This is a genomic window from Streptomyces sp. NPDC032745 (assembly GCF_055579465.1).
Genome location: NZ_JBVING010000001.1, coordinates 539,347 through 566,079, shown reverse-complemented (window position 1 = coordinate 566,079; position 26,733 = coordinate 539,347). Strand labels below are relative to the sequence as shown.

The 26,733-nt window shown below is 73.7% G+C and carries 25 protein-coding genes and 1 pseudogene; 10 read left to right on the top strand and 16 right to left on the bottom strand.

Annotation, left to right across the window (positions count from 1 at the left end; genetic code table 11):
- Window positions 1-22: 22 nt before the first annotated feature.
- Together ACZ5WG_RS02520 and ACZ5WG_RS02515 are read left to right on the top strand one after the other, a co-directional pair.
- Complete coding sequence (locus ACZ5WG_RS02520; RefSeq protein ID WP_468720506.1) at window positions 23-784, top strand: hypothetical protein; 762 nt, start codon at window positions 23-25, stop codon at window positions 782-784.
- A 62-nt stretch (window positions 785-846) separates the two neighbouring features.
- On the top strand, window positions 847-2,094 hold the full coding sequence (locus tag ACZ5WG_RS02515) for a histidine kinase dimerization/phospho-acceptor domain-containing protein (RefSeq protein ID WP_468720505.1): 1,248 nt from the start codon (window positions 847-849) through the stop codon (window positions 2,092-2,094).
- Here the strand turns inward: ACZ5WG_RS02515 and ACZ5WG_RS02510 are convergent.
- The 3 genes from ACZ5WG_RS02510 to ACZ5WG_RS02500 are packed head-to-tail and all read right to left on the bottom strand — an operon-like array spanning window position 2,091 to window position 4,067.
- Window positions 2,091-2,381: a hypothetical protein gene (locus tag ACZ5WG_RS02510; protein WP_468720042.1), complete on the bottom strand. Its 291-nt coding sequence runs from the start codon at window positions 2,379-2,381 to the stop codon at window positions 2,091-2,093. The two genes, ACZ5WG_RS02515 and ACZ5WG_RS02510, sit on opposite strands and share 4 nt — an antisense overlap.
- 10 nt (window positions 2,382-2,391) lie before the next feature.
- Window positions 2,392-3,108, bottom strand: a complete 717-nt coding sequence (locus tag ACZ5WG_RS02505) for a TetR/AcrR family transcriptional regulator (protein WP_266663779.1) — start codon at window positions 3,106-3,108, stop codon at window positions 2,392-2,394.
- Between the two features lie 29 nt (window positions 3,109-3,137).
- On the bottom strand, window positions 3,138-4,067 hold the full coding sequence (locus tag ACZ5WG_RS02500) for an AurF N-oxygenase family protein (RefSeq protein WP_468720040.1): 930 nt from the start codon (window positions 4,065-4,067) through the stop codon (window positions 3,138-3,140).
- A gap of 169 nt (window positions 4,068-4,236) precedes the next feature.
- Here ACZ5WG_RS02500 and ACZ5WG_RS02495 point away from each other — a divergent pair, with 169 nt between their 5' ends.
- The gene (locus ACZ5WG_RS02495) at window positions 4,237-5,346 is read left to right on the top strand and encodes a ferritin-like domain-containing protein (protein ID WP_468720038.1); all 1,110 of its coding nucleotides are present in this window, start codon (window positions 4,237-4,239) and stop codon (window positions 5,344-5,346) included.
- Window positions 5,347-5,357: 11 nt separating this feature from the next.
- Here the strand turns inward: ACZ5WG_RS02495 and ACZ5WG_RS02490 are convergent, their stop codons facing one another.
- Together ACZ5WG_RS02490 and ACZ5WG_RS02485 are read right to left on the bottom strand one after the other, a co-directional pair.
- Window positions 5,358-6,827, bottom strand: coding sequence for a penicillin-binding transpeptidase domain-containing protein (locus tag ACZ5WG_RS02490; protein WP_468720036.1), 1,470 nt, complete (start codon window positions 6,825-6,827; stop codon window positions 5,358-5,360).
- Complete coding sequence (locus ACZ5WG_RS02485) at window positions 6,824-8,194, bottom strand: FtsW/RodA/SpoVE family cell cycle protein (protein ID WP_468720034.1); 1,371 nt, start codon at window positions 8,192-8,194, stop codon at window positions 6,824-6,826. The genes ACZ5WG_RS02490 and ACZ5WG_RS02485 overlap by 4 nt, the downstream gene beginning before the upstream one ends.
- 103 nt (window positions 8,195-8,297) lie before the next feature.
- On the opposite strand from ACZ5WG_RS02485, the gene ACZ5WG_RS02480 reads away from it, so the two are divergent.
- The 3 genes from ACZ5WG_RS02480 (at window position 8,298) to ACZ5WG_RS02470 (ending at window position 11,231) form a co-directional block, all read left to right on the top strand.
- Window positions 8,298-8,708: a DUF6325 family protein gene (locus ACZ5WG_RS02480; protein WP_468720032.1), complete on the top strand. Its 411-nt coding sequence runs from the start codon at window positions 8,298-8,300 to the stop codon at window positions 8,706-8,708.
- Window positions 8,708-9,145 carry a hypothetical protein gene (locus ACZ5WG_RS02475; RefSeq protein ID WP_468720030.1) on the top strand — a complete coding sequence of 146 codons (438 nt, stop codon included), beginning with the start codon at window positions 8,708-8,710 and terminating at the stop codon, window positions 9,143-9,145. The genes ACZ5WG_RS02480 and ACZ5WG_RS02475 overlap by 1 nt, the downstream gene beginning before the upstream one ends.
- Before the next feature lie 268 nt (window positions 9,146-9,413).
- Complete coding sequence (locus tag ACZ5WG_RS02470) at window positions 9,414-11,231, top strand: C40 family peptidase (protein ID WP_468720028.1); 1,818 nt, start codon at window positions 9,414-9,416, stop codon at window positions 11,229-11,231.
- Here the strand turns inward: ACZ5WG_RS02470 and ACZ5WG_RS02465 are convergent.
- The 5 genes from ACZ5WG_RS02465 to ACZ5WG_RS02445 form a co-directional block, all read right to left on the bottom strand.
- Window positions 11,174-12,442, bottom strand: coding sequence for a styrene monooxygenase/indole monooxygenase family protein (locus ACZ5WG_RS02465; RefSeq protein ID WP_468720027.1), 1,269 nt, complete (start codon window positions 12,440-12,442; stop codon window positions 11,174-11,176). The two genes, ACZ5WG_RS02470 and ACZ5WG_RS02465, sit on opposite strands and share 58 nt — an antisense overlap.
- A 77-nt stretch (window positions 12,443-12,519) precedes the next feature.
- Window positions 12,520-13,143, bottom strand: coding sequence for a GTP-binding protein (locus ACZ5WG_RS02460; protein WP_468720025.1), 624 nt, complete (start codon window positions 13,141-13,143; stop codon window positions 12,520-12,522).
- Window positions 13,124-13,546: a DUF742 domain-containing protein gene (locus ACZ5WG_RS02455; RefSeq protein ID WP_468720503.1), complete on the bottom strand. Its 423-nt coding sequence runs from the start codon at window positions 13,544-13,546 to the stop codon at window positions 13,124-13,126. Before ACZ5WG_RS02455 ends, ACZ5WG_RS02460 begins: the two co-directional genes overlap by 20 nt.
- A gap of 14 nt (window positions 13,547-13,560) precedes the next feature.
- Complete coding sequence (locus ACZ5WG_RS02450; RefSeq protein WP_266625506.1) at window positions 13,561-14,040, bottom strand: roadblock/LC7 domain-containing protein; 480 nt, start codon at window positions 14,038-14,040, stop codon at window positions 13,561-13,563.
- Complete coding sequence (locus tag ACZ5WG_RS02445; protein WP_468720024.1) at window positions 14,037-17,213, bottom strand: sensor histidine kinase; 3,177 nt, start codon at window positions 17,211-17,213, stop codon at window positions 14,037-14,039. The genes ACZ5WG_RS02450 and ACZ5WG_RS02445 overlap by 4 nt, the downstream gene beginning before the upstream one ends.
- A 400-nt stretch (window positions 17,214-17,613) precedes the next feature.
- Here ACZ5WG_RS02445 and ACZ5WG_RS02440 point away from each other — a divergent pair, with 400 nt between their 5' ends.
- Window positions 17,614-18,387: a protein phosphatase 2C domain-containing protein gene (locus ACZ5WG_RS02440; protein WP_468720022.1), complete on the top strand. Its 774-nt coding sequence runs from the start codon at window positions 17,614-17,616 to the stop codon at window positions 18,385-18,387.
- A gap of 18 nt (window positions 18,388-18,405) precedes the next feature.
- On the opposite strand, the gene ACZ5WG_RS02435 is transcribed toward ACZ5WG_RS02440, so the two are convergent.
- From ACZ5WG_RS02435 to ACZ5WG_RS02415, 5 genes and pseudogenes are all read right to left on the bottom strand, one after another.
- On the bottom strand, window positions 18,406-18,858 hold the full coding sequence (locus ACZ5WG_RS02435) for a MarR family winged helix-turn-helix transcriptional regulator (protein WP_468720020.1): 453 nt from the start codon (window positions 18,856-18,858) through the stop codon (window positions 18,406-18,408).
- Window positions 18,859-18,996: 138 nt separating this feature from the next.
- Window positions 18,997-21,393, bottom strand: a complete 2,397-nt coding sequence (gene lon / locus ACZ5WG_RS02430; protein WP_468720018.1) for an endopeptidase La — start codon at window positions 21,391-21,393, stop codon at window positions 18,997-18,999.
- Between the two features lie 107 nt (window positions 21,394-21,500).
- A complete protein-coding gene (locus ACZ5WG_RS02425) occupies window positions 21,501-22,253 on the bottom strand; it encodes a DUF4097 family beta strand repeat-containing protein (RefSeq protein WP_468720016.1) in 753 nt (250 codons plus the stop codon).
- A gap of 85 nt (window positions 22,254-22,338) precedes the next feature.
- Window positions 22,339-22,881, bottom strand: coding sequence for a DinB family protein (locus tag ACZ5WG_RS02420; RefSeq protein ID WP_468720502.1), 543 nt, complete (start codon window positions 22,879-22,881; stop codon window positions 22,339-22,341).
- Window positions 22,873-23,733 (bottom strand): annotated as a pseudogene (locus tag ACZ5WG_RS02415) (sulfurtransferase); the annotation flags it as partial. The gene ACZ5WG_RS02420 and the pseudogene ACZ5WG_RS02415, both read right to left, overlap by 9 nt.
- Before the next feature lie 152 nt (window positions 23,734-23,885).
- Here ACZ5WG_RS02415 and ACZ5WG_RS02410 point away from each other — a divergent pair.
- Genes ACZ5WG_RS02410 through ACZ5WG_RS02400 form a run of 3 tightly spaced genes read left to right on the top strand, consistent with a single transcriptional unit; the run spans window position 23,886 to window position 25,386 of the window.
- Entirely contained in the window at window positions 23,886-24,413 is a 528-nt protein-coding gene (locus tag ACZ5WG_RS02410) for a DUF6232 family protein (RefSeq protein WP_468720014.1), read from the top strand.
- A complete protein-coding gene (locus tag ACZ5WG_RS02405) occupies window positions 24,410-24,754 on the top strand; it encodes a hypothetical protein (protein ID WP_468720013.1) in 345 nt (114 codons plus the stop codon). Before ACZ5WG_RS02410 ends, ACZ5WG_RS02405 begins: the two co-directional genes overlap by 4 nt.
- 44 nt (window positions 24,755-24,798) lie before the next feature.
- Entirely contained in the window at window positions 24,799-25,386 is a 588-nt protein-coding gene (locus tag ACZ5WG_RS02400) for a GNAT family N-acetyltransferase (RefSeq protein WP_468720012.1), read from the top strand.
- On the opposite strand, the gene ACZ5WG_RS02395 is transcribed toward ACZ5WG_RS02400, so the two are convergent.
- Window positions 25,359-26,639: a glycosyltransferase family 39 protein gene (locus ACZ5WG_RS02395; RefSeq protein WP_468720011.1), complete on the bottom strand. Its 1,281-nt coding sequence runs from the start codon at window positions 26,637-26,639 to the stop codon at window positions 25,359-25,361. The genes ACZ5WG_RS02400 and ACZ5WG_RS02395 overlap by 28 nt on opposite strands.
- Between the last annotated feature and the right edge of the window lie 94 nt (window positions 26,640-26,733).

Here is a 26,733-nt window from a genome sequence, read left to right as displayed (position 1 = left end):
AGGAGGCCCGGTCGGCTTGCGTGTGTTCTCCTTCCCGGCCGCCGCTTCCCGCGCCGGCCTGCCCGCCCTGCTCGGCCTGCTCGGCCTGGCGCTGGTGCCCCTGCTCGCGGGCTGCGGCGACACCGGCGGCCCGGTGGGCGCCGGTGCGACCCCGACCGCGAGCGGCCCCGTACACCTGTGGCCGGACCGCAAGGGGGCCTCCGTACCGCCCGCCGATCCGGAGGGTGCGCCGCCGGTGTACGTACAGGGGCTGGCGCCCGTGCGGGACCAGAACGTGCACGGGGTCGACCCGGTGGCCCTCGTCCAGGCGGAGCTGCGCGCGGGCCCGGACACCGGCGTCGGCCCCGACGGGATGCCCCCGGAGACCGCCGCCGCGATCAAGGCGTGCGGGCAGGAGGGACGGCCGCCGGGGAAGTGCCCGGTGCTGACGCCGTACTACCGGGACCTGACGGGCAACGGCCGGGACGAGCTCGTCGTCGGCATCGAGATGCCAGACCGGATGATGTCCGTACGGGTGTACACGGCGGACCCGGACGGGCGCCTCAACCGGATCATGGCGACGACGCAGAAGGTGGTCGGTGCCGAGCTGGCGGGGCGGGACGTGATCCTGCGGGTGCCGAGCGGCAATCCGGGGTACGAGCTGATCACCGCGTGGTCCTGGGACGGGAAGCAGCGCACGATGCTGCCGACGCGCGAGCAGATCGTACGGCTGCCGACGACAGCCCCCTCCGCCTCCCCGTCCGCGCCGCAGCCGCTGAAGCCCTCCCTTGAGGGGGCGCCGTGAAGGGGCGGCTGCCCGCCTGGACGGCCACGCTGACGTGGAAGGCGGGGTGCTTCATCGTCGTGATGTGCTGCTCCCTCGCGGCCGTGCTGGGTGCGCTGGTGCACGTGGAGGTGACCCGGCAGACGGTGGCGACGGCGCGCGCCAAGGCCCTCGACAAACTGCACGACGTCGCACGGGAGTACGAGGCCGGCGAGGCCCTCCCGCCCGACTCGGGGCTCGACCCGGCGGGCCTGCCGCCGGCGCTGCGGGCGCTGGCGGTGTCCGGGCAGCGCGCGACGATGGTGGCCGAGTACGAGGGCCGCCCGACGATGTGGGCGGCGGCCCCGGCGGACGGGAAGGCCCTGGCCACGGCCGTCGACTACGCGCAGAGCGCGCGGACGATCCACGGCCTGGACAACGCGATCATCGGCTCGTCCGTGCTGGCGATCGGCGGGACGCTGCTGGTGGGCGCCTTCGCGGTGACCCGGGTGACGCGGCGGCTGCACCAGACGGCGACCGTGGCCCGGCGGATCACGCAGGGCGATCTGGACGCGCGCGTGGACGATCCACGGACCAAGGACCCCTCGCGGCACCAGGACGAGGTGGCGACCGTGGCGGGCGCTCTCGACACGATGGCCGGGACCCTGCAGGCGAAGCTGCTGAGCGAGCAGCGGTTCACGGCGGACGTCGCGCACGAGCTGCGCACGCCGCTGACCGGGTTGCAGGCGGCCTCGGAGCTGCTGCCGCAGGGGCGGGCGACAGAGCTGGTGCAGGAGCGGGTACGGACGATGCGGGGGCTGACGGAGGACCTGCTGGAGATCTCGCGGCTGGACTCGGGGCGCGAGGTGGTGGAGACGGATCTGCACCAGCTGGGCCGGCTGGCGCGGCGGGTGGTGCGCGCGTCCGGGACGGAGACGGAGGTGGTGATCGTCCGGGACGCGCACGTGGAGACGGACCGGCGCAGGCTCGAGCGGGTGCTGGGGAACCTGGTGGCCAACGCGCACAAGCACGGGCGGCCGCCGGTGGTGCTGACGGTGGACGGGCCGGTCGTGACCGTGCGGGACCACGGGGACGGGTTCCCGGAGTACCTGATGGCGCACGGCCCGCAGCGGTTCCGGACCGGGGGCGTGGGGGCGGGCAAGGGGCACGGGCTGGGGCTGACCATCGCGGTGGGGCAGGCGGAGGTCATCGGCGCACGGCTGGTGTTCCGGGGCGCGGAGGGCGGCGGGGCGCTGGCCGTCCTGACCCTCCCGGAGCCCCCGGAACCGGTACCGGTACCGGCCCCGGCGCCGCCCCCGGACCCGGACCCGCCCGCGCCCCCGGTGGCCTAAGGGGCCTCGGGGAAGTGGGGTGGCGGGGTCGGCTTGGTCCAGGGCCAGCGGAGCCTGGGCTTCTGGCCCGACGGGGCGTACGTGTACTTCCAGCCCTTCTGGAGGTGCAGCCGCTTCGAATAGCCCGACGGGACCCGCTCGTACAGCAGGACCGTGTCAGGGCCGCCGTCGGCCGACGGGACCGGGATCTCGTACCACTTCGGCGGGTGGCCGGTGGGGCCGACGAGGATCGCCAGGACCCGGCCGTCCATCGGGCCGCCCTCGAAGGGGGTGGGTTCGCTTCTCACCCCACCAGTGTCACAGCAGGTGGGCGGCCTCGGAGACCACGGGGATCACACGTCGGGCCAGGACCCCGACCGGGCCGTCCGCCGATTCGAGGGCCAGCGCGGCCCGCGCCGCAGCAGCGGTCTCCGGGTCGGTGGCGGCCGTCGCGGTCAGGAGGGCTATGAACTGGTCGACCAGCCAGTCGCGCAGGGACGAGACGTCCGGCTGCTTGCCCTCGTCGATCCAGATGAGGGAGGCCGCCTCGACGGCCGTGATCCAGGTGCGGACCATCATCCGCAGCCGCGGGCCGGGGGCTGGGACCGCCAGGTGGTAGAGGATCTGCTGCGCCGCCGCCCGGCGGATGCCGTCCACGGTCGCCGTCGTACGGGAGGTCTCGACGACGCTGCCGCCCTGGAGGAGCGCCGAGAAGCCCGCGTCGTGCTCGTCCACGAAGGCCAGGTAGCGATCCAGCGCCCGGGACAGGCGCTGGGTCAGGGGGCCGGCCTGCGGTTCGGCGAAGCACTGCTCGAGGAGGTCCGCCGCCGAGCGCAGGGCCGCCTCGTACAGCTGCTGCTTGCCGCCCGGGAAGTAGCGGTAGACCAGGGGCCGCGAGACGCCCGCCGCCTCGGCGACGTCGTCGAGCGAGACCTCCTCCGGGGCCCGGTGCGCGAACAGCGACAAGGCGGCGTCGAGGAGCTGGGCCCGCCGCTCCTCGACGCTCAGCCTGCGGTACGCGCGTACGGTCGTCATGCCCGCAGGGTAGCCCCGAAACAGCCGGTTCAGGGGAGGAGTCCCGAGCTCTTCCAGAGCCTGCGGCCGACCCCGCGCAGCACGCCGATGTCGTCGAGGAAGTCCGTGAGCCGCTTGGCGCCCGTCTGCATGACCTCGCGGCGGTGGCCGCTCGCCCGGACCTGGGCGACGGCTTCGTGCCGGTCGAGGCCGATGTTCTCGTAGACCCGGGGGTTGACGAAGGCCAGGGAGAAGACGCGGGCGGCCTCGCCGCAGCTGATGCGCGTGAGTTCCCGTTCCCAGCGCGGGGCGGTCAGCATCTGGCGGCGCAGTTCCTCGCGGGCGTAGCGGACGTGCCGGGCCTCCTCGATGACGTGGATGCGGGTGACGCCGCGTACGAGGGGCTGGATGCGCTCGTCGGGGAAGGTCAGGCGCTGCATCCAGTCGAGGATCTCCTCGCCGAGCAGGGTGCAGGCGAAGGAACCCGGGGTCGTGGAGACGGTCTTGAGGACGCGGGCGAGGTTGTGGTTGAGGCGGGAGACCGGGTAGGCGGGGGCGCCGGCCTTCTGGATCATGCGGGCGAACATCATCGAGTGACGGCACTCGTCGGCTATCTCGGTGAGTGCGTAGCGGACGTGGTTGCTGGTCAGGGACTTGTCGTAGATGTGCCGGACCATCAGCTGCATCAGGATGATCTCGAACCAGATGCCGAGCGAGCCGAGCGCCGCCGCCTCGTGGCGGGAGAGGTCGATGCGCTGCTCCTCGCCCATCTTCTTCCACAGCGGGGTGTCGTAGAGGGAGAGCAGCTCGGGCGGCCAGTAGTACTTCCCGTCGATGGGCGGGGCGTCCCAGTCGAGTTCCCGGTCGGGGTCGAAGGAGTGCTTGGCCGAGGATTCGAGCAGTCGTGCGGCGATCTCTTCGCGGTCCTTGAGGAGGCCGAGCGCGTCCTGCAGCGCGCCTCGATCGGTCACGGTCGTCATGGCTTCGGATACCTCGCTCATCGGGTTACCGGCGGTCATCACTTATGAGACTGCTTGTCAGCAAGACCGTCAATCCCCTGCGCACGACTTGTTGACCCCGCGTCTACCAACGTGTGACGCTGCCAACCATCCAGTCCTGTACGGAAGTACACGAGCCGAGGGGGCGTCAGTGTCGACGCACGAGCTCTACACCAAGGACCCGGGGGCGGACGTCTGGCAGGTTCCGGCCTCCGGCGCAGCCCGCTTCAGCTGGGAATACGCCAACGGCCGCGAGCGGCTCCTCGCCCTGTACCAGAAGGGCAAGGACAAGCAGTGGGACGGCGCCAAGCGCATCGACTGGGAGCTGGAGGTGGACCCGTACAACCCGCTCGGCACCCCGGACGAGGCGCTGACCCTCTACGGCACCCGGCACTGGTCCGGACTCACGGAGAAGGACAAGGGCGAGCTGCGCCGGCACTACACCGCCTGGAACTTCAGCCAGTTCCTGCACGGCGAGCAGGGTGCGATGGTGTGCGCGGCGCGGATCGTGGAGTCGGTGCCGGACCTGGACGCGAAGTTCTACTCCGCCACCCAGACGATGGACGAGGCCCGGCACGCCGAGATCTTCGGCCGCTTCCTGCACGAGAAGGTCGGGATGCTCTACCCGGTCAACGACAGCCTCCAGGGGCTGCTCGGCGACACCTTGCGCGACTCCCGCTGGGACATGCCGTACCTGGGCATGCAGGTGCTCATCGAGGGGCTGGCGCTGGCCGCCTTCGGGATGATCCGCGACACGACCGACAAGCCGCTGCCCAAGCAGATCCTGGCGTACGTCATGCAGGACGAGGCCCGGCACGTGGCGTTCGGGCGGATGGCGCTGCGCGACTACTACAAGCAGTTGACGGACGCCGAGCTGCGCGAGCGCGAGGAGTTCGTGATCGAGGGCTGCTACCTGATGCGGGACCGGCTGCGCGGGGTGGAGGTGCTGGAGAACTTCGGCATCCCGCGCAAGGAGGCAGAGCAGTTCAGCGAGCAGTCGGAGTTCCTGCACCTGTTCCGGAAGCTGCTGTTCAGCCGGATCGTGCCGTGCGTGAAGGACATCGGGCTGTGGGGCGAGCGGCTGCAGAAGGCGTACCTGGACATGGGCGTCTTCGAGATGGGCGACTCGAATCTGGACCTGCTGATGACGCAGGACGAGGAGATCGCCGAGGCGCTGGACCGCGAACGGTTCGCGGCGGAGGAGGCGGACCGGGTGGCGGAGGTGGAGGCGGCGATCGCAGAGGGCGCGGATCCCGCCTAGGAGGGGTCGGGTCAGGGGGACACCGGAGCGGCGAGCGCGGCCTCCATCACCGCCCGGGCGATCGGCGCCGCCGCGCCGTTGCCGCTGATGTCCCCGCGGTGCGCCTCCGCATCCTCGACCACCACGGCGACCGCGACCCCCGGCAGCGGTGCGTCCTCGGCCTTGGCCCAGCCGATGAACCAGGCGTACGGGGTCCCCGCGTTGCCGACGCCGTGCTGGGCGGTGCCGGTCTTGCCGCCGACCACCGCGCCCGGGATCGCGGCATTGCGCCCGGTGCCGTTCTCCACCACCTGCACCATCAGCTCCTGCAGGCGCAGCGCCGTCGCCGGGTTCGTCGCCCGGCCCAGGCTGCGCTGCTGCCCGCGCCGGACCTGGTCCCCGTCGTCCTGGGTGGTCCGGTCAATGAGGTAGGGGGACTTGAGTTCGCCGCCGTTCGCGACCGCCGCCGCCACCATCGCCATCTGCAGCGGCGTCGCCGTCGTGTTGAACTGCCCGATGGAGGACAGCGCCAGCTGGTCCGGGCTCATGTCGGTGTCGAAGTTCGACCGCGACACCCAGGCCGGCACCCGCAGCCCGTCGTCGTCGAACCCGAACCGGCGGGCCGCGTCCACCATCCCGCGCAACCCGACCCGGACCCCGATCTTCGCCATCACCGTGTTGCAGGACCACTGCACCGCCTCCGCCATCGAGGCGTCCCGGCAGCCGGTGCCCGCGTTCGGCAGCAGGGTGCTGGTGCCCGGCAGCGGGTAGGGGTCGGGGGTCTGCGTGGGCGCGTCCACATCGGTGACCACGCCTGCGTCCAGGGCCGCGGCCGCCGTCACGATCTTGAAGGTGGAGCCCGGCGGGTACGTCTCGCGCAGCGCCCGGTTCAGCATCGGCCTGGCGGGATCCGCGTTCAGCCGCGCCCAGGCCGCCTTGACTCCCGCGCCCGTACCGGACAGCACCGCCGGGTCGTACGAGGGGCTGCTGACCAGCGCGAGGATCTTCCCGGTGGCGGGGTCGAGCGCGGCCACCGCGCCGCGCCGGCCCGCCAGCCCGGTGTACGCGGCCAGCTGCAGGCCGGACCGGACGGTGGTCGCCGCGTTGCCGCCGGACGGGCGGCCGCGGGCCAGGTCGTACCAGAGCGGGAAGGCCGAGAGCCCCGGGTCGGTGCCCGAGAGGATCGCGTCCTCGGCGCGCTCGACGAGGCTGGTCCCGTACGTCTGCGAGGAGAACCCGGTGACCGGCGCGAACAGCGGCCCGTTCGCGTACGTCCGCTCGTAGCGCAGGAGCTGGCCGCTGTCCCGGGAGCCGGTGACGGGCCGGCCGTCGACCAGGATGTCCCCGCGGGGCCGGGCGTAGCGCTCGATGGCGGGGCGCTTGTTGGCCGGGTTCGCCCCGTACGCGGCGGCCTCCCAGACCTGCACCCGGGCCACGTTGACGAGCAGGGCGGCGAGCAGCAGCGCGCAGAAGTACGCGCACCAGCGGATGTACCGGATCACGCGCCGCCCCCTGCGGCCGGGCGGGGGCTGCCGGCGCTGTCGCCGAGCCGGACGAGCAGCGCGACGATGACCCAGTTGGTGACGACGGAGGAGCCGCCCTGGGCCAGGAAGGGCATGGCCATGCCGGTGAGCGGGATCAGCCCGGTGACTCCCCCGGCGATGACGAACACCTGGAGGGCGACGATCGAGGCGAGCCCGGTGGCGAGGAGGCGGCCGAAGGGGTCGCGCAGGGCGAGCCCGGCGCGGAATCCGCGGTCCACGAGGAGTCCGTAGAGGAGCAGGATCGCGGTGAGGCCGACGAGGCCGAGCTCCTCGCCGGCGGTGGCGAGGATGAAGTCGGACTTGGCGGCGAAGCCGATGAGGAAGGACTGCCCGTGGCCGAGTCCGGAGCCGAGCAGCCCACCGGCGGCGAAGGCGAAGAGGGCTTGGGCGAGCTGGCCCGGCCCTTCCCCCCTGTCGATGGAGGCGAAGGGATTCAGCCAGTCCTCGACGCGGCTGTGCACATGCGGCTCCAGGGTGCCGACGGCGTACGCGCCCAGCGCGGCGAGCAACAGCCCGATCGCGATCCAGCCGATCCGGCCGGTGGCGGTGAACAGCATGACGACGAAGAGCCCGAAGAAGAGCAGCGAGGTCCCGAGGTCGCGCTCCAGGACCAGCACGCCGACGCTGAGCAGCCAGATCGCGAGGATCGGTCCGAGGACCCGGCCGGGCAGCAGGCGCAGCTTCCAGAACAGCCGGCGGCCGGTGAGGGCGAGGGCGGTGCGGTTCGCGGCGAGGTAGGCGGCGAAGAAGACGGCGAGCAGGATCTTGGCGAACTCGCCGGGCTGGAAGGAGAGTCCGGCGAACCGGATCCAGATGTGCGCGCCGTTGACCGCAGGGAAGAAGACGGGGACGAGCATCAGCGCGAGGGCGGCGGCCACGGAGAGGTACGCGTACTTCTGGAGCACGCGGTGGTCGCGCAGCAGCACGACGACGAGGACGAACAGCAGCACGCCCAGCGCCGACCAGCGCAGTTGGTCACCGGCGGTGAGGTGGGCGGGAGTGGTGAGGTCGAGGCGCTGGATCAGGACCAGGCCGAGTCCGTTGAGCAGGACGGCGATGGGCAGGACGAGCGGATCGGCGTACGGGGCCCGGAAGCGGACGGCGAGGTGCGCGATCAGGGCCGCGCCCCCGAGCCCGGCGGCGTAGCGGCCGGCGGACCCGGGGGCGCGGCCGGTGGTGGCGAGGCCGACGTAGAGGTGGCCGAGGACGCAGATGAGGACGGCTCCGGCGAGGAGCGTCAGCTCGACGCCTCTGCGCATGGACGCGGAGCCGTCGGGAGGCGGGGGCGGCGCGGGCTCCGCCACCTCTGCCGTCAGAGCGGTCATACGGGAAACGTAGCAAGCGGGCGGATGGTATGTCCGCTTATGTCATAGAGTGCCGAAGAGTCGTCAGAAACGGTCACGAGGGCACGAACGGGAGCCGCGGCACATGGGACCAGTGGAATTCATCGTCCTCGCCTTCCCGGAGGAGCAGCTGCGCGTGCCGGCGGTCGAGGCCGTGATGGGACTGCGCAAGGCGGGAGTGGTCCGGCTCATCGACGGGCTCGTGGTCTCGAAGACGGCGGCGGGTGAGGTGCTGGCGGCGGAGTTCGACGAGTTCATGGAGCTCCAGGGTCTGCTGAGGCACCGTGAGGCCGCCCAGCTGATCGGGGCGGAGGACGTCCGGGAGGCGGCGGAGCTGCTGGAGCGGGGCAGCTGCGCGCTGCTGCTGCTGGTGGAACACGTGTGGGCCGAGGACGCGGCGATCGCCGTACGCGCGGCGGGCGGGCGGATCGTGGGCTCGGTCCGGATCCCGCCGGAGCGGGTGCAGGCTGGGTCCGGCGGGGCGGGGGTGGCGTGATGTTCATCCGCCCGATCGGCACGAGAGTGGAACCGGCCCGCCGCCCGTCGGGCCGCCCCCTCCTCCGCGGCCTCCTCTCCCGAGCAGCGGGCCCCCCGAATCCCCCGTCCCGGCAGGACCGGCCCCTGGAGCCGGACGCCGAACCGGCGGAGCCGGGCGGCGAGCCGAGCGCGATGGCCGGCGCCGGGCCGGGGGCCGGGCCGGGGGCCGGGCCGGGGGCCGGGCCGGGGGCCGGGCCGGGGGCCGGGCCCGTTGCCGAGCCGGGGGCCAGACCAGGGGCCGGGCCGGGGGCCGGGGCCGGGGGCCTGACCACCGAGCCGGGGGCGCCCACCGGCGGGCTGGCCGCCGAGCTGGCGGAGCTGGCGAAGCTGGCCCGGGAGGGCCTCCTGACCCCGCAGGAGTTCAAGGAGGCCAAGGGCCGCCTGCTCCACCCCTGAGCGGGTGCACGGCCGGGCCCTGGCCGACCGCCGCCGGCTCGCGCTCCGGCCGGTGCGGGCCCGCTGCGCGGAGCCGCCTCCCCGCCCCGCGCAGCGGCAACGGCAACGGCAACGGGGACCGTGTTCAGGCGCAGAGGTTCGGGGGCGGCGTACCCCGGCAACGGCGGGCGGGTGCTGGGCCGGAGGGGTGAGAGTCGGGAACTGGCCGCCCCGGGTCGGGGATTTGTCATACCGGGCGTGGCAGCATCGGCCGCCTGGAGGTGATCACATGTCACGCCGCCTGCTCCGCGCCGCCTGCATCGCCGCCGTGGTCGTCACGGCCGGGCCGTTCCCCGCCACCCACGCCAAGCCCTCCCCCGACACCCCGTCGGCCCCGGCCACCGCCCGGCAGTCCCCCGCTGCGGCGGACGCCACCCGCCACGCCACCCGGCGCAACCTCGATTCGGCGGATGCACCCTCCCGGCAGAACCCGGGCTCCAGAGGCCGCACCGCCTCACAGGGACTCGAGGCGACCGCCCCGCAGGCCGCCGGTGCGGCCGGTGCCACGGCCCGCCGGAGTGCCGACGCCACAGACGCCACCCCGCGGCAGTCCCCGGACACCACCGGAAGCACCGGCACCGGCGCCGCCGCCCGGCGGGGCCTCGGCTCGGCGGATGCCACTGCTCCGGCGAGCCCCGGCGCCGCAGACGCCACCGCTCCGCAGACCGCCGGCGCGCCGGACACCACCGCCCCCCGGGCAAGCGGCTCGGCGGATGCCGGCGCCCCGGCGAGCCCCGGCGCCGCAGACGCCACCGCTCCGCAGACCACCGGCGCGGCGCACACCACCGCCCCCCGGGCAAGCGGCTCGGCGGATGCCGGCGCCCCGGCGAGCCCCGGCGCCGCAGACGCCACCGCTCCGCAGACCACCGGCGCGCCGGACACCACCGCCCCCCGGGCGAGCGGCTCGGCGGATGCCGCTGCCCCGGCGGGCCCCGGGGCAGCGGGGGCCGCCACCCCGGACGCCGGCGCCGGGGGAGCCCCCGCGGGGCTCGGGGTCGGGGCGTTGCTGACGCAGCTGCAAGGGCTCTACCGGCAAGCCGAAGAGGCCGCCGAGGCCTACAACGCCACCGACGTCGCGCTCAAGGCCGGCCAGGACGAGGAGCGGCGGCTCAGTGCCGCGCTCGGGAAGGCCCGTACCGCCCTCGGGGCGGAGAAGGCCGCCGCCGGGCGGATGGCCCGGGAGCAGTACCAGGGGGCCCGCGGCTTCTCCCCGTACGCACGGATGCTGCTCACCGGCGACCCGCAGGCCGCCCAGGACCAGCGCCGGCTCACCGCCCGCGAGGGCGCCCGCCGGGCGGGAGTGCTGGCCCGCCTCACCCGCGGCGAGCACCGGGCCGACGCCCTCGCCACCGCCGCCCGCAAGTCCCTCGACGCCCAGCAGTCCCTGACCGCACAGCGCAGGCAGCACAAGCAGCAGGTCGACCTCAAGCTCAAACAGGTCGAGCGGATGCTCGCCTCGCTCAGCCCCGAGCAGCTCGCCCGGCTCGGCGCCCGCGAGGCTGCCGACACCGCCACCGCGCAGCGGAAGCTGCTGGACTCCGGCCGGCTCGCCACCACCCCCCGTACGCCCACGGCCGCGGGCGGCGCAGCCCTGACCTACGCCACCGAGCAGATCGGCAAACCCTACGTCTGGGGCGCCGAGGGGCCGGGGTCCTTCGACTGCTCCGGGCTCACCTCACAGGCCTGGGCGCACGCCGGCCGCTCCATCCCCCGCACCAGCCAGGAGCAGTGGGCGCAGCTCCCCAAGGTGCCCCTGGACGAGCTGCGCCCCGGCGATCTGGTGGTCTACTTCCCCACCGCCACCCATGTGGCCCTGTACGTCGGCGACGGAAAGGTGATCCAGGCCCCGCGGCCCGGCGCGAAGGTCAAGGTCTCCCCCATCGCCGCCAATCCGCTGCTCGGAGCCGTACGGCCCGATCCGGACGGGGCCCCGCTCACCGAGTTCACCGCGCCGCCGATCCCCGAGGCCTCGGGCGGCGACGACAGCGGCTACTCCGCCGAGGCGGCGCCGGCCGACGACGCGACCGACGCGACCTCCGCCACGTAGTCCGCCGCGTCCTGCGGGTCGTAGAAGTACGCGTCGAAGTCGGCCGGGTTGTCGAAGCCGTTGGCGAAACGGTCCGCCACCGGCTGCAGCTGCCCGGCCGCGCCGATCAGGTTCAGTACGTGCTCCGGCGGGACGCCCAGCATCGCGTTCGTCCACTGGGTGACCGGCTTGCCCGTCGTGAACCAGAACTTGTCGAAGGTGGCCTTCATCCACGCCTCGTCGAACGGCTTGTCCCCGTGCATCAGGATCGACGACAGGTACGAGGCCGCGCACTTCGCCGCCGAGTTCGAACCCTGGCCGGTGATCGGGTCGTTCGCGACGACCACGTCAGCGACGCCCAGCACCACCCCGCCGCCCGGCAGCCGCCCGATCGGGTTGCGGACGACCGGCGCGTACCGGCCGGCCAGCGTGCCGCCCGCGTCCGTCAGCTCCGCCTTCTTCGCCCGCGCGTACTCCCAGGGCGTGAACTTCTCCATCAGCTCCAGCGTGAGCGCGAGGTGCTCCGCCGGGTCGTTCACCCCGCGGAACACGTCGAGCGGTCCGCCCGGGAGCCCCTCCCAGAACAGGATGTCCGCGCGCCCCGAGGCGGTCAGCGCGGGCATCACGAACAGCTCGCCCACCCCCGGGACCAGGTTGCAGCGCACCGCCTCCGTCTCCGGGTGTTCGGGGCGCGGCTCGAGCCCGTGCACGTACGAGACGGCCAGCGCGCGCTGCGGCGCGTCGTACGGGGAGCGCGCCGCGTCCCGCCCGAACATCGACACCAGCTCGCCCTTGCCCGCGGCGACCAGCACCAGGTCGTACGTACGGGAGAAGTAGTCCAGGTCGGCGACGGACGCGCCGTGGATCACCAGCTGCCCGCCGCGCTGCACGAAGACGTCGAGCCAGCCGGCCATCTTCACGCGCTGGTCCACGGACTGCGCGTAGCCCTTGAGGCGGCCGAGCCAGTCGATGGGGCGGGAACCGTCCGGGGCGGCCACCGAGACGCCGATGCCCTCGATCCGCGGGGCCTGCCGCTCCCAGAAGTTCAGCCCGAGGTCGCGCTCGTGCTGGAGCGCCGTGTCGAACATGACCTGCGTGGACATGATCCGCCCGGTGCGGATCTCATCCGCCGTCCGGTTGGACATGAGGGTGATCTCGTACCCCTTGGCCTGGAGGCCGAGGGCGAGCTGGAGACCGGACTGGCCGGCCCCCACGACGAGTATCTTGCGCATCTCACGTTCTCGATTCGGGTGAGCGGTTCGGCGGTACTACGAGGCTTTGCGAGGAGCTTTGCGAGGAGCCGGGGGAGCTATTCGGGGGTCGCGTCCAGCGCGTGGCCCACCAGCGTCAGCAGGGAGGCGACGACCGTGTCCCGGCGTCGCGCGTCCATGATCACCACCGGCACGTGCGGCGGGACGGTCAGCGCCTCGCGCACGTCCTGCGGCTCGTACGCGTGCGAGCCCTCGAAGTGGTTGACGGCGACGGCGTACGGCAGCCCGCAGCTCTCGAAGTAGTCGAGGGCCGGGAAGCAGTCGCGCAGCCGGCGCGTGTCGGCCAGCACGATCCCGCCGATGGCGCCGCGCACCAGGTCGTCCCACATGAACCAGAAGCGCTCCTGGCCCGGGGTCCCGTACACGTACAGCACGAGGTCGTCGTCGAGGGTGATGCGGCCGAAGTCCATCGCGACGGTGGTGGTGCTCTTGTCCGGCGTGGCCGACAGGTCGTCCGTCGGGAGGCTGGCCTGGGTCATCACCGCCTCGGTGCGCAGCGGGGTGATCTCGGAGACGGAGGACACGAAGGTGGTCTTGCCGACGCCGAAGCCGCCCGCGACCAGCACCTTGACGGCGACGGGTGCGCGGGAGCGGTCGTACTGCCAGGGCTGGACGGGCTCGTCGTCCACCGAGGTGACCGGGTCAGAGACGGCGAAGACCACTGAGCACCCTTTCCAGCAGCGCGCGTTCGGGGCGCCCGGGGCCGTGCCCCGTCCCGTAGACGCGTATCCGCCCCTGGTCGGCGAGGTCGCTGACCAGGACACGGACCACCCCGAGCGGCAGCTTCAGCAGCGCGGATATCTCGGCGATGGTGCGCATGCGGCGGCAGACCTCGACGATGGCCGGCATCTCGGGCATGCGGTCGTCGGGCATGTGGTCGTCGGGCGCGCCGTCGTCGGGTATCTGCGGCTGCGATGCCCGGGTGTCGAGGGCGGCGACGAACGTCTCCACGTGCAGGACCTGCGTGAAGCGGGTGCGGCCGCCCGTGAGGGAGTACGGGCGGACGCGGGCGGGCCGGCGGTCGGCTCCGCGTATCGGCAGCCGGTCGGACGCGGACGCCGACACCGAGGCCGTACTCCTCACGGGGTCTTCTCCATCGACTGGCGCAGCTCGCTGCGGACTTCGGGGGTCAGGACGTGGCCGGCGCGGCCGACGAACAGGGCCATGTGGTACGCCACCACGCTCATGTCGCAGTCGGGGGTGGCGTGCACGCCGAGGAGCGAGCCGTCGCTGATGGCCATGACGAAGACGGAGCCGTACTCCATCGCGACCATCGTCTGCTTGACCGCGCCGCCGTCCATGAGCTCGGCGGCACCGGTGGTGAGACTGCCGAGGCCGGAGACGATGGTGGCCAGGTCTGCGGAGGCGCCGCGCGGGCCCTTGGTGCGCGCGGGGCTCTCGCCGGCGGCTCCTCCGGGGTCGGAGGACAGCAGCAGGAGCCCGTCCGAGGACACGACGGCGACGGAGTTGACGCCGGGCACCTCCTCGACCAGGTCGGTCAGCAGCCACTGCAGGTTGCGGGCCTGGGTGCTCAGTCCGTACGTACTGGGCGCGGTCATGTGCGTGCCTCCTGTGCGGTGTCCCCCTGGTCGGTTTCCTGTGCGAGCTCGGCGGCCACGACGCGCCGTCCGTCCCGCGTCCCCTGGTAGAAACCGCCGAGCCGGCGGCGCAGTTCCTCCGCGTCGACGCGGCGCGGCGGCTCGGGCCGTACTGCGTCGGCACGGGCGGGCCGTCCGGCGGCCACCGTGCGCGGGGTCCGCTTGGGCAGCCCCTTGTCGGTGACGGCCTCGGGTCCCGCGTCGGGGTGGCTCCCCTGGCGGGGGACCCAGTCGGCCTCGTCGGGTGCGTGCCGGTGGGGCTCCGCCGGGCCGTCGGGGGCGACGGCGGTGGCGGTCTGCCCGGGGAGCGGCAGTCCTTGTTCCGGTACGTCGGCCCGCGGGCCGGCATCGGGCAGCCGGTCGGCGGGCGCCGGGCCGGGGTCGGACCCCGCGAAGGCCTCCGGTCCCGCGTCGGGGACGACCCGCGCGAGGAGCTCGTCGCCGGGATCCCGCTCGACCGGGACCTCTGCCTCTGCAGCCCGGTCCGCCACGGTGGGCACCTGCTCGGCGGTCGGCGACTCGGGCTCCGCCTCCGCCGGAACGACCCGGGCCAGCAGCTCGTCGGCCGATCCGCTCGCCGCGGTGAACACCTGGTCGGCGGGCGGGAGCCCACCCTCCACGGCCGGCGCGTGCGCATCCCCGTCGGGCTCGAGCCCCCCGGCCAGATCCGGACCGAAGTCCGGGGCCAGGTCCGCGCCCGAAACCTCGGTGGCGGCCGTGGCCTCGTCAAGCGGCACACCGGGGTCGTCACCGGGCCCCGCAGCCGGATCCTGGCCGCCGAAGTCCGGGGCCGGGTCCGGGAGCACGTCCGATTCCGGGGTGAAGTCCGGGAGCTGGGCCAGGTCCGGGCCCAGGGGCTCGTCCGTGGCGGCCGGCGCGGTGGTGTCCCACTCCATGCTCCGCAGGAGCTCCGCGTCCGCCTCCGGGCCCGGGTCCTGGAAGGGGTCGGGCGTGGGCTCGGGGGCGGAGACGGCGGCCTCGGCCTGGGGCTCCGCGTCCCGCTCCACCGCCGGAGGCACCCGGCGGGGCGGGATGGTGTTCTCGTTCGCCTCGGCGATCACGCCCGGCAGCCGGAGCTCCGGCACGCCTGGCGTGGCGAAGGTGTGCACCGGCGAGCTCGGCGGGGTGTCCGGGAGCAGCGACGCCGGCACGACCACCAGGGCCTCCGTGCCGCCGTGCCGCCCCGCGCGCAGCTCCGCGGTGACCCCGTGCCGGGCCGCGAGGCGCCCCGCCACGTACAGGCCGAGGCCCAGGCCGTGTTCCGCTTCGGGCTCCTCGTCGTACGCCTCGGGCGTGGCCAGCCGGGCGTTCAGCGCCTCCAGCCGGTCGGCGGTGACGCCGATGCCCTCGTCCACGACGGACAGCACCACGTCACCCGAGTCGAGCAGCCATCCGGAGACCCTCACCTTGGCCTCGGGCGGCGAGAACGTCGTCGCGTTCTCCAGCAGCTCGGCGAGCACGTGCGAGATGTCGTCGGCCGCGTGCCCCGCGACCTGGGTGAACGGGGGCAGCGCCGCCAGCTCGACGCGCTCGTAGCGCTCGATCTCGCTGACCGCGGCCCTCATGACGTCGACCAGCGGGACCGGGGCGCCGGCGCCGTGGCCGTGCTCCTGTCCGGCCAGGACCAGCAGGTTCTCGTTGTGGCGGCGCATGACCGTCGCCAGGTGGTCCATCTTGAACAGGGTCGCCAGCCGGTCCGGGTCCTGTTCCTTGGACTCCAGCTCCTCGATGACCGCGAGCTGGCGCTCGACCAGCCCCAGCGTGCGCAGCGACAGCGAGACCGACGTCGTCGACATGACGCGGCGGTGCTCTTCGAGGCCGGCCCGCAGCTGTGTCAGCTCCGCCTCCAGCGCTTCCCGGCCCGAGCTCAGCGCCTCGTTGCGGCCGATGAGCCGGCGCGCGTCGGCGTCGAGGCCGGCGATCCGGGTGTGCAGGGAGACCGTCTGGTCGCGGACCGCGTTGAGGTGGCGTACGACCTCGGCGAACTCGTCGTTGCGGCCGGTGAAGCGGACCGGCTCCACCGAGCCCTCGGGGGTAGCCAGCCGGGCCGCCCCGCGGCGCAGGACGGACAGCGGCCGGGTCAGCGAGCGCGCCACGGCCGTCGAGAAGCCGACGGCGACCAGGAACAGCAGGCCGAGGGCCGCGACCAGCATCTCCAGCCGGGTCACGTCGTCGTCGCGCAGGGTGGCGAGCGCGGTGGCCCGCTGCCCGGCGAGGGTGGACTCCACGGACCGCATGCGGTCGATGCGGGCGGTGAGCGCGGGGGCGACGCTGGCGCCGTCGAGTTTGCGGTCGGCGGAGGACAGCGTGGGCCGCTCCGTGAGCCGCTTGAGGTAGTCGTCGGCCGTCTTGACCTCGGGACCGGTGACGGTGGCGGCGAGGGTCTGGCGTACGTCGGGCCGCGCGACCCGGGTGAAGTCGTCGAGGGCGGCCTGCTCCCGTACGCGGGCCCGCTGGGCGGCGGTGGTCAGTTCGTCCACGACCGCGGAGTTGGGGGGCTGCTCGCCGCGGGGGACGGCCAGCGCGGCAAGCAGGAGTCCACGGGTGGCCGAGGCCTGTTCCACGGCCTGGCCGAGGGGGGCCAGCGGGCGGTTGGTGGCGAGGGCGGCGCCTGCCCGCGGCGGGGTCAGCTCGGCGAGCCGGTCGCCCGGGGCGAGCAGTTCCGCGATGACGCCCGCGTACGCCTGGTGGGCGGCGAGGGCGCTGCCCTTGCCGTCGACGGCCTCGCTGCGGACGGCCTGGACCCGGCCGAGGGCCAGGGCGAGCGCCTCGTCGGCCTCGTTCCGGACCTCGGCGAGCTGGCGGTCGGTGAGCGCGGTGCGCTCCTGGACGACGCCCTTCGCCTGTGCGCCGGGGCGGCCCTTGGCCACGTACTCGACGACGGCGTCGCGCTCGTCGCCGAGGAGGTGCGCGAGGGTGAGGGTGTGCTGGGTCTGCTCGGCGAGCGTGACCAGCTGCTGGGAGTCGTTCAGCTCCCGTGTCGCGGAGACCACGGCTGGTGTGCCGGCCGCGAGGACGGTGAGGCCGGCGACGGCGACGCCGAGGACGAGCCTGCTGCGCACGCGGACGCGGCGTCCTGCGGGGGCGGGTCCGTCGGTGGCGGTGCCGTTCTTCCGAGACCGCTTCTTCTGCACCGGTGCTCGCAATCCTGTACGTGTGCTCGTGCTCGTCTACTCGTGTGGCCGAGGTAACGGCCGGTCAACAAGTAAACGCCCCCTGCCCCCTCGTACCGCCTCAGACCTTTGCAGCGTGTTGGGGAGAGAGCCTGACATCGCCCACCCGGCCACTCGAACGAGTGAACATCACGGATGAGTTGGCAACCAACTCGGCAGGGCGCCGTCAGAGGGCCGTCACGGCCGGGTGGTTGAAAGATCGATGGGGGCTTTGGCAATATGCCCGCCCACATCCCGCCGGGGGGCCGCGGAGCGCCTCGGCGGACGGCCGGGCGGCGGCCGTCCCGCCGGTTGCGCATTGGTACGGACTTTTCGGCGCATCACGGCCACCCCGTACATGCGGGGCGGGCAGAATGTCCGCATGCGCATCGACCTCGCCTCGGCCCCCGGCAACCCGGAACGCCCCAACGAGGACTGGCTATCGGCGGCGATGCCCGCTGCGGGCGGCGGAGTCCTGGTCGCCCTGGACGGGGTCACTCCGCCGAGCGGCGAGGTGGGGTGCACGCACGGCGTGCCCTGGTTCACGGCCCGGCTCGGGGGCCGATTGACCGAACTGTCCGGATCGCGACGGGACATGCCGCTGGACCGGATCCTGGCGGAGGCGATCCGCGACACCGCCGACGCACACCGCGACACCTGTGACCTTTCTCACGTACGGACCCCGCAGGCGACCGTGGTGATGGTGCGCTGGGACGAGGCGTCCGTGGAGCACCTCGTGCTCTCGGACTCCGTACTGCTCCTCGAGACGCCCGGGGGCGAGGTGACGCCGGTGCTCGACGACCGGCTGGAACGGATCCCGCGCGAGCTGCTGCGCACGCAGACCTCGGCGGACGCGCTGCGCAATGCGGAGGGCGGGTTCTTCACGGCGGCCGCGGACCCGGCGGTGGCCGCCCGCGCGGTGACGGGCCGGACCCCGCGCGAGCGGGTGCGGGCACTGGCGGCGCTCACGGACGGGGCGAGCCGGTGGACGGACACGTTCCGGGAGGGCGACTGGGCGCAGTGCCTGGCGGTGCTCCGGAAGGAGGGCGCGGAGGGCCTGATCGGCCGGGTCCGCACCCTGGAATCCGATGCGTCCCGCCCCCTCACCCGGGGCAAACGCCACGACGACGCCTCGGCGGCGTACGCGGAGCTGTAGCGAATCCGGCCCCGGGGGCTATTCCTCGCCCTGGTTCAACTGGTTCAGAAGTCGCGCGAGTTCCGCGACCTCCCCCCGGTCCCAGTCGGCGAGCTTGCGCATGTACTGCTCGCGCCGGGCCCCGCGCACCCGCAGGAACCGCTCCCGCCCCTCGTTCGTGAGCCCGACCAGGAACGCCCGGCCATCCGCCGGGTCCGGTTCCCGCGCCACCAGCCCCAGGACCTCCAGCGCCCGCAGCTGCCGGCTCATGGTGGCCTTGCCCACCCCGAAGTACGCGGCGAGCTCGGTGGCCCGCTGGCGGCCCGCGGCCTCCAGGCGGACGAGCAGCCCGTACGCGGCGGGCTCCAGCTCGGGGTGCAGGGCGCGCGCCATCTCCCCGGAGGAGGCCCTGGCGCGCCGGAGGAAGACGGACAGCTCCCGCTCCAGGGCAAGGAACTCCTGGTCTTCACTACCGTGCACGTCCGCTCCCATCGGTGGTGTCCTGAGGCACCAGTATTTCGCAGCGGGTACGGCGACGGCCCGGGGCCCCGCCTGCAGGTCCCCCCGGACGGAGTCCGGGGGGAGGAGGGGTCCCGGGCCGTACACACGCCGGCCGGTGCCGGGCCCGGATCAGGCGGCCGCGGTGACCACGGCCTCCGCCCGGCTGAGCGCCAGTTCCAGGACCTGGCGCACGTCCGTCACCGGGTGCACCTCCAGCCCCTCCAGCACCTCGGACGGGACGTCGTCCAGGTCGGCCTCGTTCCGCTTCGGGATGATCACGGTGGTCAGGCCCGCCCGGTGCGCGGCGAGCAGCTTCTGCTTGACCCCGCCGATGGGCAGGACCCGCCCGGTCAGCGAGACCTCGCCGGTCATGGCCACGTCTGTCCGGACCTGCCGCCCCGACAGCAGCGAGGCCAGCGCCGTCGTCATCGTGATGCCCGCGCTCGGCCCGTCCTTCGGGACGGCGCCGGCCGGGAAGTGGATGTGCACGCCCCGGTCCTTCAGATCGGCGACCGGGAGCTCGAGCTCCGCGCCGTGCGAGCGCAGGAAGCTGAGCGCGATCTGCGCGGACTCCTTCATCACGTCGCCGAGCTGCCCGGTCAGGGTGAGCCCGGCCGCCCCCGTCTCGGGATCGGCCAGCGAGGCCTCGACGAACAGGACGTCGCCGCCCGCGCCGGTCACCGCGAGCCCGGTGGCCACGCCGGGGACGGCGGTGCGCCGCTCGGCGGGGTCCTGTGCGGACTCCGGGACGTGGTGCGGGCGCCCGATGAGCCCCCGCAGGTCGTCGGCGCCGATGCGCAACGGCAACTCCCGCTCCCCCAGCTCGTGCTGGGAGGTCACCTTGCGCAGCAGCCGGGCGATGGACCGCTCCAGGGTGCGTACGCCGGCCTCGCGGGTGTACTCCCCCGCCAGCCTGCGCAGCGCGTCCTCCTCCAGGACGACTTCCTCGGCGCCGAGTCCGGCGCGCTCCAGCTGGCGGGGCAGCAGGTGGTCGCGGGCGATGACGACCTTCTCGTCCTCGGTGTAGCCGTCGAGGCGGACGAGCTCCATGCGGTCGGCGAGCGCCTCCGGGATGGCTTCCAGGACATTGGCGGTGGCCAGGAAGACGACGTCGCTCAGGTCCAGCTCCACCTCCAGGTAGTGGTCCCGGAAGGTGTGGTTCTGGGCGGGGTCGAGCACCTCCAGCAGTGCGGCCGCCGGGTCGCCCCGGAAGTCGGACCCGACCTTGTCGATCTCGTCGAGCAGGACGACGGGGTTCATGGACCCGGCTTCCTTGATGGCCCGCACGATCCGGCCGGGCAGCGCGCCGACGTACGTACGCCGGTGGCCGCGGATCTCGGCCTCGTCCCGGACGCCGCCGAGGGCGACGCGTACGAACTTGCGCCCCATGGCGTGGGCGACGGACTCCCCGAGGGAGGTCTTGCCGACGCCGGGAGGCCCGACGAGCGCCAGTACGGCTCCGCCGCGGCGGCCGCCGATGACGCCCATGCCGCGCTCGGTACGCCGCTTGCGCACGGCGAGGTACTCGGTGATGCGGTCCTTCACGTCGCTCAGCCCGGCGTGCTCGGCGTCCAGGATCGCCCGGGCGCCGCGGATGTCGTACTCGTCCTCGGTCCGCTCGTTCCAGGGCAGTTCGAGCACGGTGTCCAGCCATGTGCGGATCCAGGAGCCCTCCGGGGACTGGTCGCTGGACCGCTCCAGCTTGTCGACCTCCTTGAGCGCGGCCTCCCGTACCTTCTCGGGGAGGTCGGCGCCCTCGACGCGGGCCCGGTAGTCGTCGGACTCCTCGCCGTCCTTCTCTCCGTTGAGCTCGCGCAATTCCTTGCGCACGGCCTCCAGCTGGCGGCGCAGCAGGAACTCGCGCTGCTGCTTCTCGACGCCGTCCTGCACGTCCTTGGCGATGGACTCGGCGACGTCCTGCTCGGCGAGGTGGTCGCGGAGCCAGGAGATGGCCAGCTTGAGGCGCGCGACGGGGTCGGCGGTCTCCAGCAGCTCGACCTTCTGGGCGACGGTCAGGAACGGCGAGTAGCCGGAATTGTCGGCGAGGGCCGAGACGCCCTCGATCTGCTGGACGCGGTCGACGACCTGCCAGGCCCCGCGCTTCTTGAGCCAGCTGGTGGCGAGCGCCTTGTACTCCTTGACGAGCTCGGTGACCGACCCCGGCAGCGGATCGGGCAGTCTCTCGTCGACGCTCTCGCCCTCGACCCAGAGCGCTGCCCCGGGCCCGGTGGTCCCGGCCCCGATCCGGACGCGGCCGACACCGCGGATGAGTGCCCCGGGATCCCCGTCGGAGAGCCGCCCCACCTGCTCGACGGTCCCGAGCACACCGGTGCCGGCGTACTTCCCGTCGACCCGCGGCACGAGCAGCACCCGGGGCTTCCCGCTCCGGACCGCCGCCTGGGCGGCCTCGACGGCCCCCCGTACCTCGGCATCGGACAGGTCCAGCGGAACGACCATCCCAGGCAGCACGACCTCGTCGTCAAGCGGCAGCACGGGCAGGGTGAGCGTTACGGACGTCGAAGCCATGATCTTCCCTCCGGCAGTGAAGTTGAGCTATGCCGACTCAATGCATGTGCGCCCCCCAATGTTCCCCAACACCCGTTCGCCCCCGGCGAACACGGATTCCGACGAGCTCAGGCCGCGGGGGTGATGCGGATGTCGCCCGAGGCCGTGTGGACCGAGAGGCGGGACGGGGCCTTGGGGGTCGCGGGGAGGATGTCCTGCTTGCCTGACGTCGTCACTGTCGTGATCTCGTACGGGGCTTGCGGGACGGTCAGCGTGACGTCGCCCGAGCTCGTCTGCGCCGTCACCGACACCGGGGGCTTCGCGAAGGCCAGGCGGGCGTCGCCCGAGGAGGCCCGGAGCTCCGCGGTCGGGCCGGTCAGGGCGGTGGCGGTGATGGAACCCGACGAGGTGCGGACCCTCAGGGGGCCGGCGATGCGGTCCGCCGTGACGTCGCCGGAGGAGGACGAGAGGTCCGCCGCTGCCACCCCGGCCACCGTGATGCGGCCGCTGCTGCTCTCCAGCCTGACCGTCGCCGAGGCCGGGACCTCGAGGCGGTAGTCGATGTAGCAGGTGTCCGCGCAGTCGTTCGTGAAGGTGAGGACGCCCGCCGAGACCTGCTGGGCCGGCTTCGGTGTCCCGTCGCCCCGGTAGTGGACCGTCCGGTGGATCGTGACCCCCGGGCCCGTGCCGGGGGTGACCTCGATGGAGCCGCGCCGGGTCTCCTTCACCTCGACCGCCGTGACTGCCTCGGCGACCGTCGCGTCGGCGGTCGCCGTCTTCTGCTCGGTGTCCTCGAAGGAGCAGCCGCAGAGCAGCAGTCCGGCGGCAAGGGCGGCAACCGCCGTCCGGCCGAGGCGGGATGACGTGATGTGAGAAGGCATGCGCATCACTTTGGTGCGTCGCGGGCCGCCTGCCGATGGGGGCCGTACCCGGCCTCGGGGTGGGGTTATCCCCCGTCGGCCGGACTCAGATGCCGATCGCTCCGTCGATCCGCTCGCGCAGCAGGTCCGCGTGGCCGTTGTGGCGGGCGTACTCCTCGATCATGTGGATCAGCACCCACCGCAGTGACACCTTCCCGCGCCACCCGTCCTCGCCCTCCACGTCCAGGTCGGGCGCGGCGGCCGTGAACGACTCCGCGAACGCCACCTCCTCCCGCCAGGTCTCCCACGCCGCCGCGACGGCCCCCGGGCCGGACACCGCACCGTCGAAGTCGCCGTCCGGGTTCGCCACCGACGAGAACAGGGCCGGCGCCTCCTGCCCGGCCAGGACCTGGCGGAACCAGCGGCGCTCCACGTCCGCGAGGTGCCGGACCAGGCCGAGCAGCGAGAGCGTGGACGGCTCCACGGACCTGAGGGCCATGGGCTCCGCGCCCAGACCGGTGCACTTCAGCTCCAGCGTCGTGCGCTGCGCCGCCAGGACGTCCGTGAGCAGTACCCGCTCGTCGCCCGTCGCGGGTCCGCTGAACCGGGCCTCCGACGCCCCGAAGAACTCCCCGCGCCGGCCCGTCACCGCGGGCCGCTCCGGGCGCACGGCCCAGTCCGTCCACGAGCCGTCGTACACCGCGAGGGAGGAGTAGCCGGCCAGCGTGGCGCCCAGGGCCAGGACGCAGGCCGTCACGCCCGAGCCGCAGCTGAAGTACAGCCGCTCCCGGTCACCGGCCAACGCGGCGAAGGCCTCGCGGAGTTCCCCGGCGGGCCGCATCAGGCCGCCCTCCCGCTGGAGGTCCCCGAACGGCAGGTTCACCGCGCCCGGCATGTGGCCCCCGCGCAGCCCCGCCCGCGGTTCCGGTGCGGTGCCCGTGAAGCGTTCGCGCGTACGGGCGTCCAGTACGACCGCCGCCGGATCGGCGAGGGCCGCCCCGACCGCATCGGCGTCCACCAGCAGCTCCGTCCGCGGCCGGGCCGTGAACGAGCCGCGCGGGCCCTCGTACGCGGGACCGCACGCCTCGACGGGCAGCCCGGCGGCGGTCCACGCAGGCAGCCCGCCGTCCAGGACGGCGGCCCGGTCGAAGCCCATGGCGCGCAGCATCCACCAGGCCCGCGCACTGGAGTAGATGCCGGCGCCGTCGTAGACGACGACGGTGCTGGTGTCGTCGACGCCGAGCGCGCGTATCGCCTCCTCGAACGCGGCGGCACCGGGCATGGCGTGGGGGGCGGGGGCGTCGTGGTCGGACAGGGCGCCGTCGAGGTCGAAGGGCCGCGCGCCCGGGATCCGCCGGTCCGCGCCGCGGTGGGCGCCGACGGAGGCGTCGAACACGACGAGCCCAGGCGCGCCGAGCCGGCCGGCCAGCCAGTCCACCCCTGCCAACGGTCCGGGCACGGCGACGGGGGCGTCGCCGGCGGCGGGGCGGGACGGGGTCATACGGCACCTCCGGGTGAGTCGGCGGGCCGACAAGCAGGAAGCGGCCCGCACGCATCCCCCCAGGATGCCGAACGCCCTTGCAAAGTGCCTTGCTGGGAGGGGAGTTCGCGAGGATCCTGTGCCCTACATCAGGGCATAGGGGGAGAGACCGTATGGCCAAGAGCGTCGTCACCGATGTCATCGTCAGCCGAAGAGTCCTCTGGATCGGTGCGGAGGCATATCCCCTGAACAACATCGCCCGGGCGACCACCGTCAAGGTCGAGCCGCCGCGCAAGCAGGCGATCTCTCGCTTCGTCAAATCCGCCGTGACCGTGATCATCCTGGCGGTCGCCGCCCTCGCCGCGATCCAGGCCGCCGATCTGACCGGCGACGACCGGTCGACGTACCAGGACGCGGTGCCGGTCGTCGCGCTCGTACTGGTCGGTCTCTTCGTGCTGCAACTCGTCAGCGTCCTGCTGAGGAAGACGTACTACGCGCTGGTGATCGAGACGGCGGGCACCCCGAACACCGCACTCGTCACCACCGACCGGGCGCTCGTCCACGACCTCGTCCGCATGATCATGGAGGCGATCGACAACCCGCAGGCCAGCTTCCACCAGCAGGTCACCAACTACATCGGCCAGGTCGGCGACAACTTCAAGGTGTTCGGCAGCGGCAACGTCGGGAAGGTGGGCAATTGACCGGCAACGAGGACTTCCGGATCGGGCAGGTCGGGGACAACTTCCAGGTCTACGGGACGAACAACATCGGCAAGATCGGCACGCAGAACAACGCGCCGCAGGACCCGCAGGCGGCCCTCCAGGAGCTGATCAGCCTGGTCCAGGTCCTGCGGGGACGCGTACAGGAGGACGACCGCACGGACCTGGACGAGTCCCTGGACACCCTCACCGAGGACGACGTGGAGCGCGGGGCGTTCCGCCGGGCGCTGGGGCGCATCTCCGGCGTCGCCCAGCTGGCCGGCGATGTCGGACTCCCGGTGGCCGAGGCCGTCCGGCGGGTGCTGGCGCTCTTCGGCACGTAGGAATCGGCATGTGGGAAACCGCCGCATCCGCTTAGGGTGCGGCGATGGATCCGGAAACGATCACTGTCCTGGACGGCCGCGAGTGGACCCTCGATCCGGAGCCGGTCCACCGGATCCTCGCGGACCTGGTCGCCGGCGGCGCGGCGCTCGGCTGGGTGGACCCGCCCTCCCCGGAGGAGGTCGCGCAGCTGCTCGAGCAGGTGCTGTCGGCGGCCCGGTCCGGGGATGCGGCCTTGCGCGTCGCCTGCCTGGGCGGCCGCCTCGTCGGGCTGGGCTACTGGCTGCGCTACGCCCGGCCGACGCACCGGCCGCATGCCGATCTGGAGAAGGTCGCGGTGGACGCGGCGGCCCACGGGCGCGGCATCGGCCGGGCGCTGACCGCCGCGCTGCTCGAGGACGCCCGGTCCGCGGGCATCGAGGTCCTCACCCTGGACGCCCGGGGCGACAACGCCCACGCCCTGGGGCTCTACCGCTCACTGGGCTTCACCGAGTACGGCCGCCTCCGCGACTTCGTCGCCGTCGGGGACCGCCGCTACGACAAGGTGTTCTGCATGCAGGACTTGCGCGGTGGGCACGCGGCCGAGGCCCACCGGAAGGCGGCACCTCACGGGCAGCGCCCCGGCTGCGCGTAGACCGCGATCCGGGCCCCCCGGACCTCGTCCACCGAGCAGAGGTCGAAGTGCGAGGCCAGCGTCTGGCGTTTGACCGCTTCCCGGGGGTACGGGTCCAGCGGCTGGCCCGCCGGGTCCAGCAGGGCCACCACCCGGGGGGCGTCCACCAGGCGGGCCCAGATCTCCGCGGTCGCCAGCTCCGTGCCCTGCAGGCCGTGCGAAGCCGCCGGGGTACGGGCCAGGGCCAGGTCTCGCAGGCTCCCGTACACCTCCGGCGAGGACAGCAGCCACTCGCGCCGCCGCGACGGCATGAACAGCACCGCGTCCCCCGGCCGGGCCCGTTCCCGGACCGCGGCGGCCACCGCGAGCACGTCGTCCTTGCGGCTGTCCGGGGTCCGCAGCCACACCGACCACCACCCGAACGGCACCAGCAGGGCGGCCACCAGCAGCCAGGGCCACCACCCCCGCGCCGCCGCCAGCCGGGTCCCCGCGAGCAGGGCGAGCCCGGCCAGCGCGTAGAGCACGTACCGGTCGACGTACCAGGGGTGGACGAGGGAGACCGCCATCAGCAGCCCCGGCGGCAGCAGGGCCAGCGGCGCCGCCACCCGTACGAGCTCCCGCGGGACCGAGGGGCCCCGCGCGAGGAGCAGCACCGCGACCGCGACCACCCCGTACGCCGCCCAGTCCTGCCAGCCCGGCCGCCCGAGCCAGCCCAGCTGCTGCTCCGCCTGCCGGGCGCTCACCACGGCCAGCGGCAGCAGCAGGACCACGACCACCGCGGCGCTCCACCGCCAGCCGCGCGAGCGCCGGGCGCTCACCCCGTGCGCGAGCAGGGCCAGTACGGCGAACTCGTGCAGCCAGCAGCCGAGCAGCAGGACCACGGCGTACGCGACCCACCGCTCGCGCAGCATCAGGTACGTCGCCCACACCACGGCCGCCGCGACGAGGGCGTACGAGCGGCCCTCCTGGGCGTACATCTGCACGGGCGGCAGCACGGCGTAGGCCACGCCGGAGCAGAGTGCGGCCCGCTCCCCCGCGAGCCGGTGGGCGACGGCGGCCACCCCGGCGGCCGCGAGGGCGGTGGCGGCGACGGAGGGCAGGCGCAGCGCCCACAGGCCGCCGGCCGCCGGCCCGCCGCCGTCCCAGACCTCGAAGACCGCGTGCATCAGCAGGTAGTACAGCCCGTGCACGGCGTCGACCTGCCCGAGCAGTTCCCAGATCCCGCCGAGCGGCCGGTGCGCGACCTGCCAGGTGACGGACTCGTCGCGCCACATGCTGCCGCGGCCGCCCGCGCCGGCGCGCTCCAGGCCCCAGAGGCCGAGGAGGACGGCGAGCAGCGGCGGCAGCCAGCGCCAGGCGGCGATGCGG

Bases quoted from the DNA above. Each gene is read 5' to 3' on its own strand.
- ACZ5WG_RS02480 (WP_468720032.1), top strand. From the start codon at position 8,298: ATGGGACCAGTGGAATTCATCGTCCTCGCCTTCCCGGAGGAGCAGCTG.
- ACZ5WG_RS02505 (WP_266663779.1), bottom strand. From the start codon at position 3,108: ATGACGACCGTACGCGCGTACCGCAGGCTGAGCGTCGAGGAGCGGCGG.
- ACZ5WG_RS02465 (WP_468720027.1), bottom strand. From the start codon at position 12,442: ATGCGCAAGATACTCGTCGTGGGGGCCGGCCAGTCCGGTCTCCAGCTC.
- ACZ5WG_RS02410 (WP_468720014.1), top strand. From the start codon at position 23,886: ATGGCCAAGAGCGTCGTCACCGATGTCATCGTCAGCCGAAGAGTCCTC.
- ACZ5WG_RS02470 (WP_468720028.1), top strand. From the start codon at position 9,414: ATGTCACGCCGCCTGCTCCGCGCCGCCTGCATCGCCGCCGTGGTCGTC.
- ACZ5WG_RS02450 (WP_266625506.1), bottom strand. From the start codon at position 14,040: ATGACCGCGCCCAGTACGTACGGACTGAGCACCCAGGCCCGCAACCTG.
- ACZ5WG_RS02485 (WP_468720034.1), bottom strand. From the start codon at position 8,194: ATGACCGCTCTGACGGCAGAGGTGGCGGAGCCCGCGCCGCCCCCGCCT.
- ACZ5WG_RS02500 (WP_468720040.1), bottom strand. From the start codon at position 4,067: ATGACGACCGTGACCGATCGAGGCGCGCTGCAGGACGCGCTCGGCCTC.
- lon (WP_468720018.1), bottom strand. From the start codon at position 21,393: ATGGCTTCGACGTCCGTAACGCTCACCCTGCCCGTGCTGCCGCTTGAC.
- ACZ5WG_RS02395 (WP_468720011.1), bottom strand. From the start codon at position 26,639: ATGTGGCGCGACGAGTCCGTCACCTGGCAGGTCGCGCACCGGCCGCTC.
- ACZ5WG_RS02425 (WP_468720016.1), bottom strand. From the start codon at position 22,253: ATGCCTTCTCACATCACGTCATCCCGCCTCGGCCGGACGGCGGTTGCC.
- ACZ5WG_RS02475 (WP_468720030.1), top strand. From the start codon at position 8,708: ATGTTCATCCGCCCGATCGGCACGAGAGTGGAACCGGCCCGCCGCCCG.
- ACZ5WG_RS02400 (WP_468720012.1), top strand. From the start codon at position 24,799: ATGGATCCGGAAACGATCACTGTCCTGGACGGCCGCGAGTGGACCCTC.
- ACZ5WG_RS02440 (WP_468720022.1), top strand. From the start codon at position 17,614: ATGCGCATCGACCTCGCCTCGGCCCCCGGCAACCCGGAACGCCCCAAC.
- ACZ5WG_RS02515 (WP_468720505.1), top strand. From the start codon at position 847: ATGTGCTGCTCCCTCGCGGCCGTGCTGGGTGCGCTGGTGCACGTGGAG.
- ACZ5WG_RS02435 (WP_468720020.1), bottom strand. From the start codon at position 18,858: ATGGGAGCGGACGTGCACGGTAGTGAAGACCAGGAGTTCCTTGCCCTG.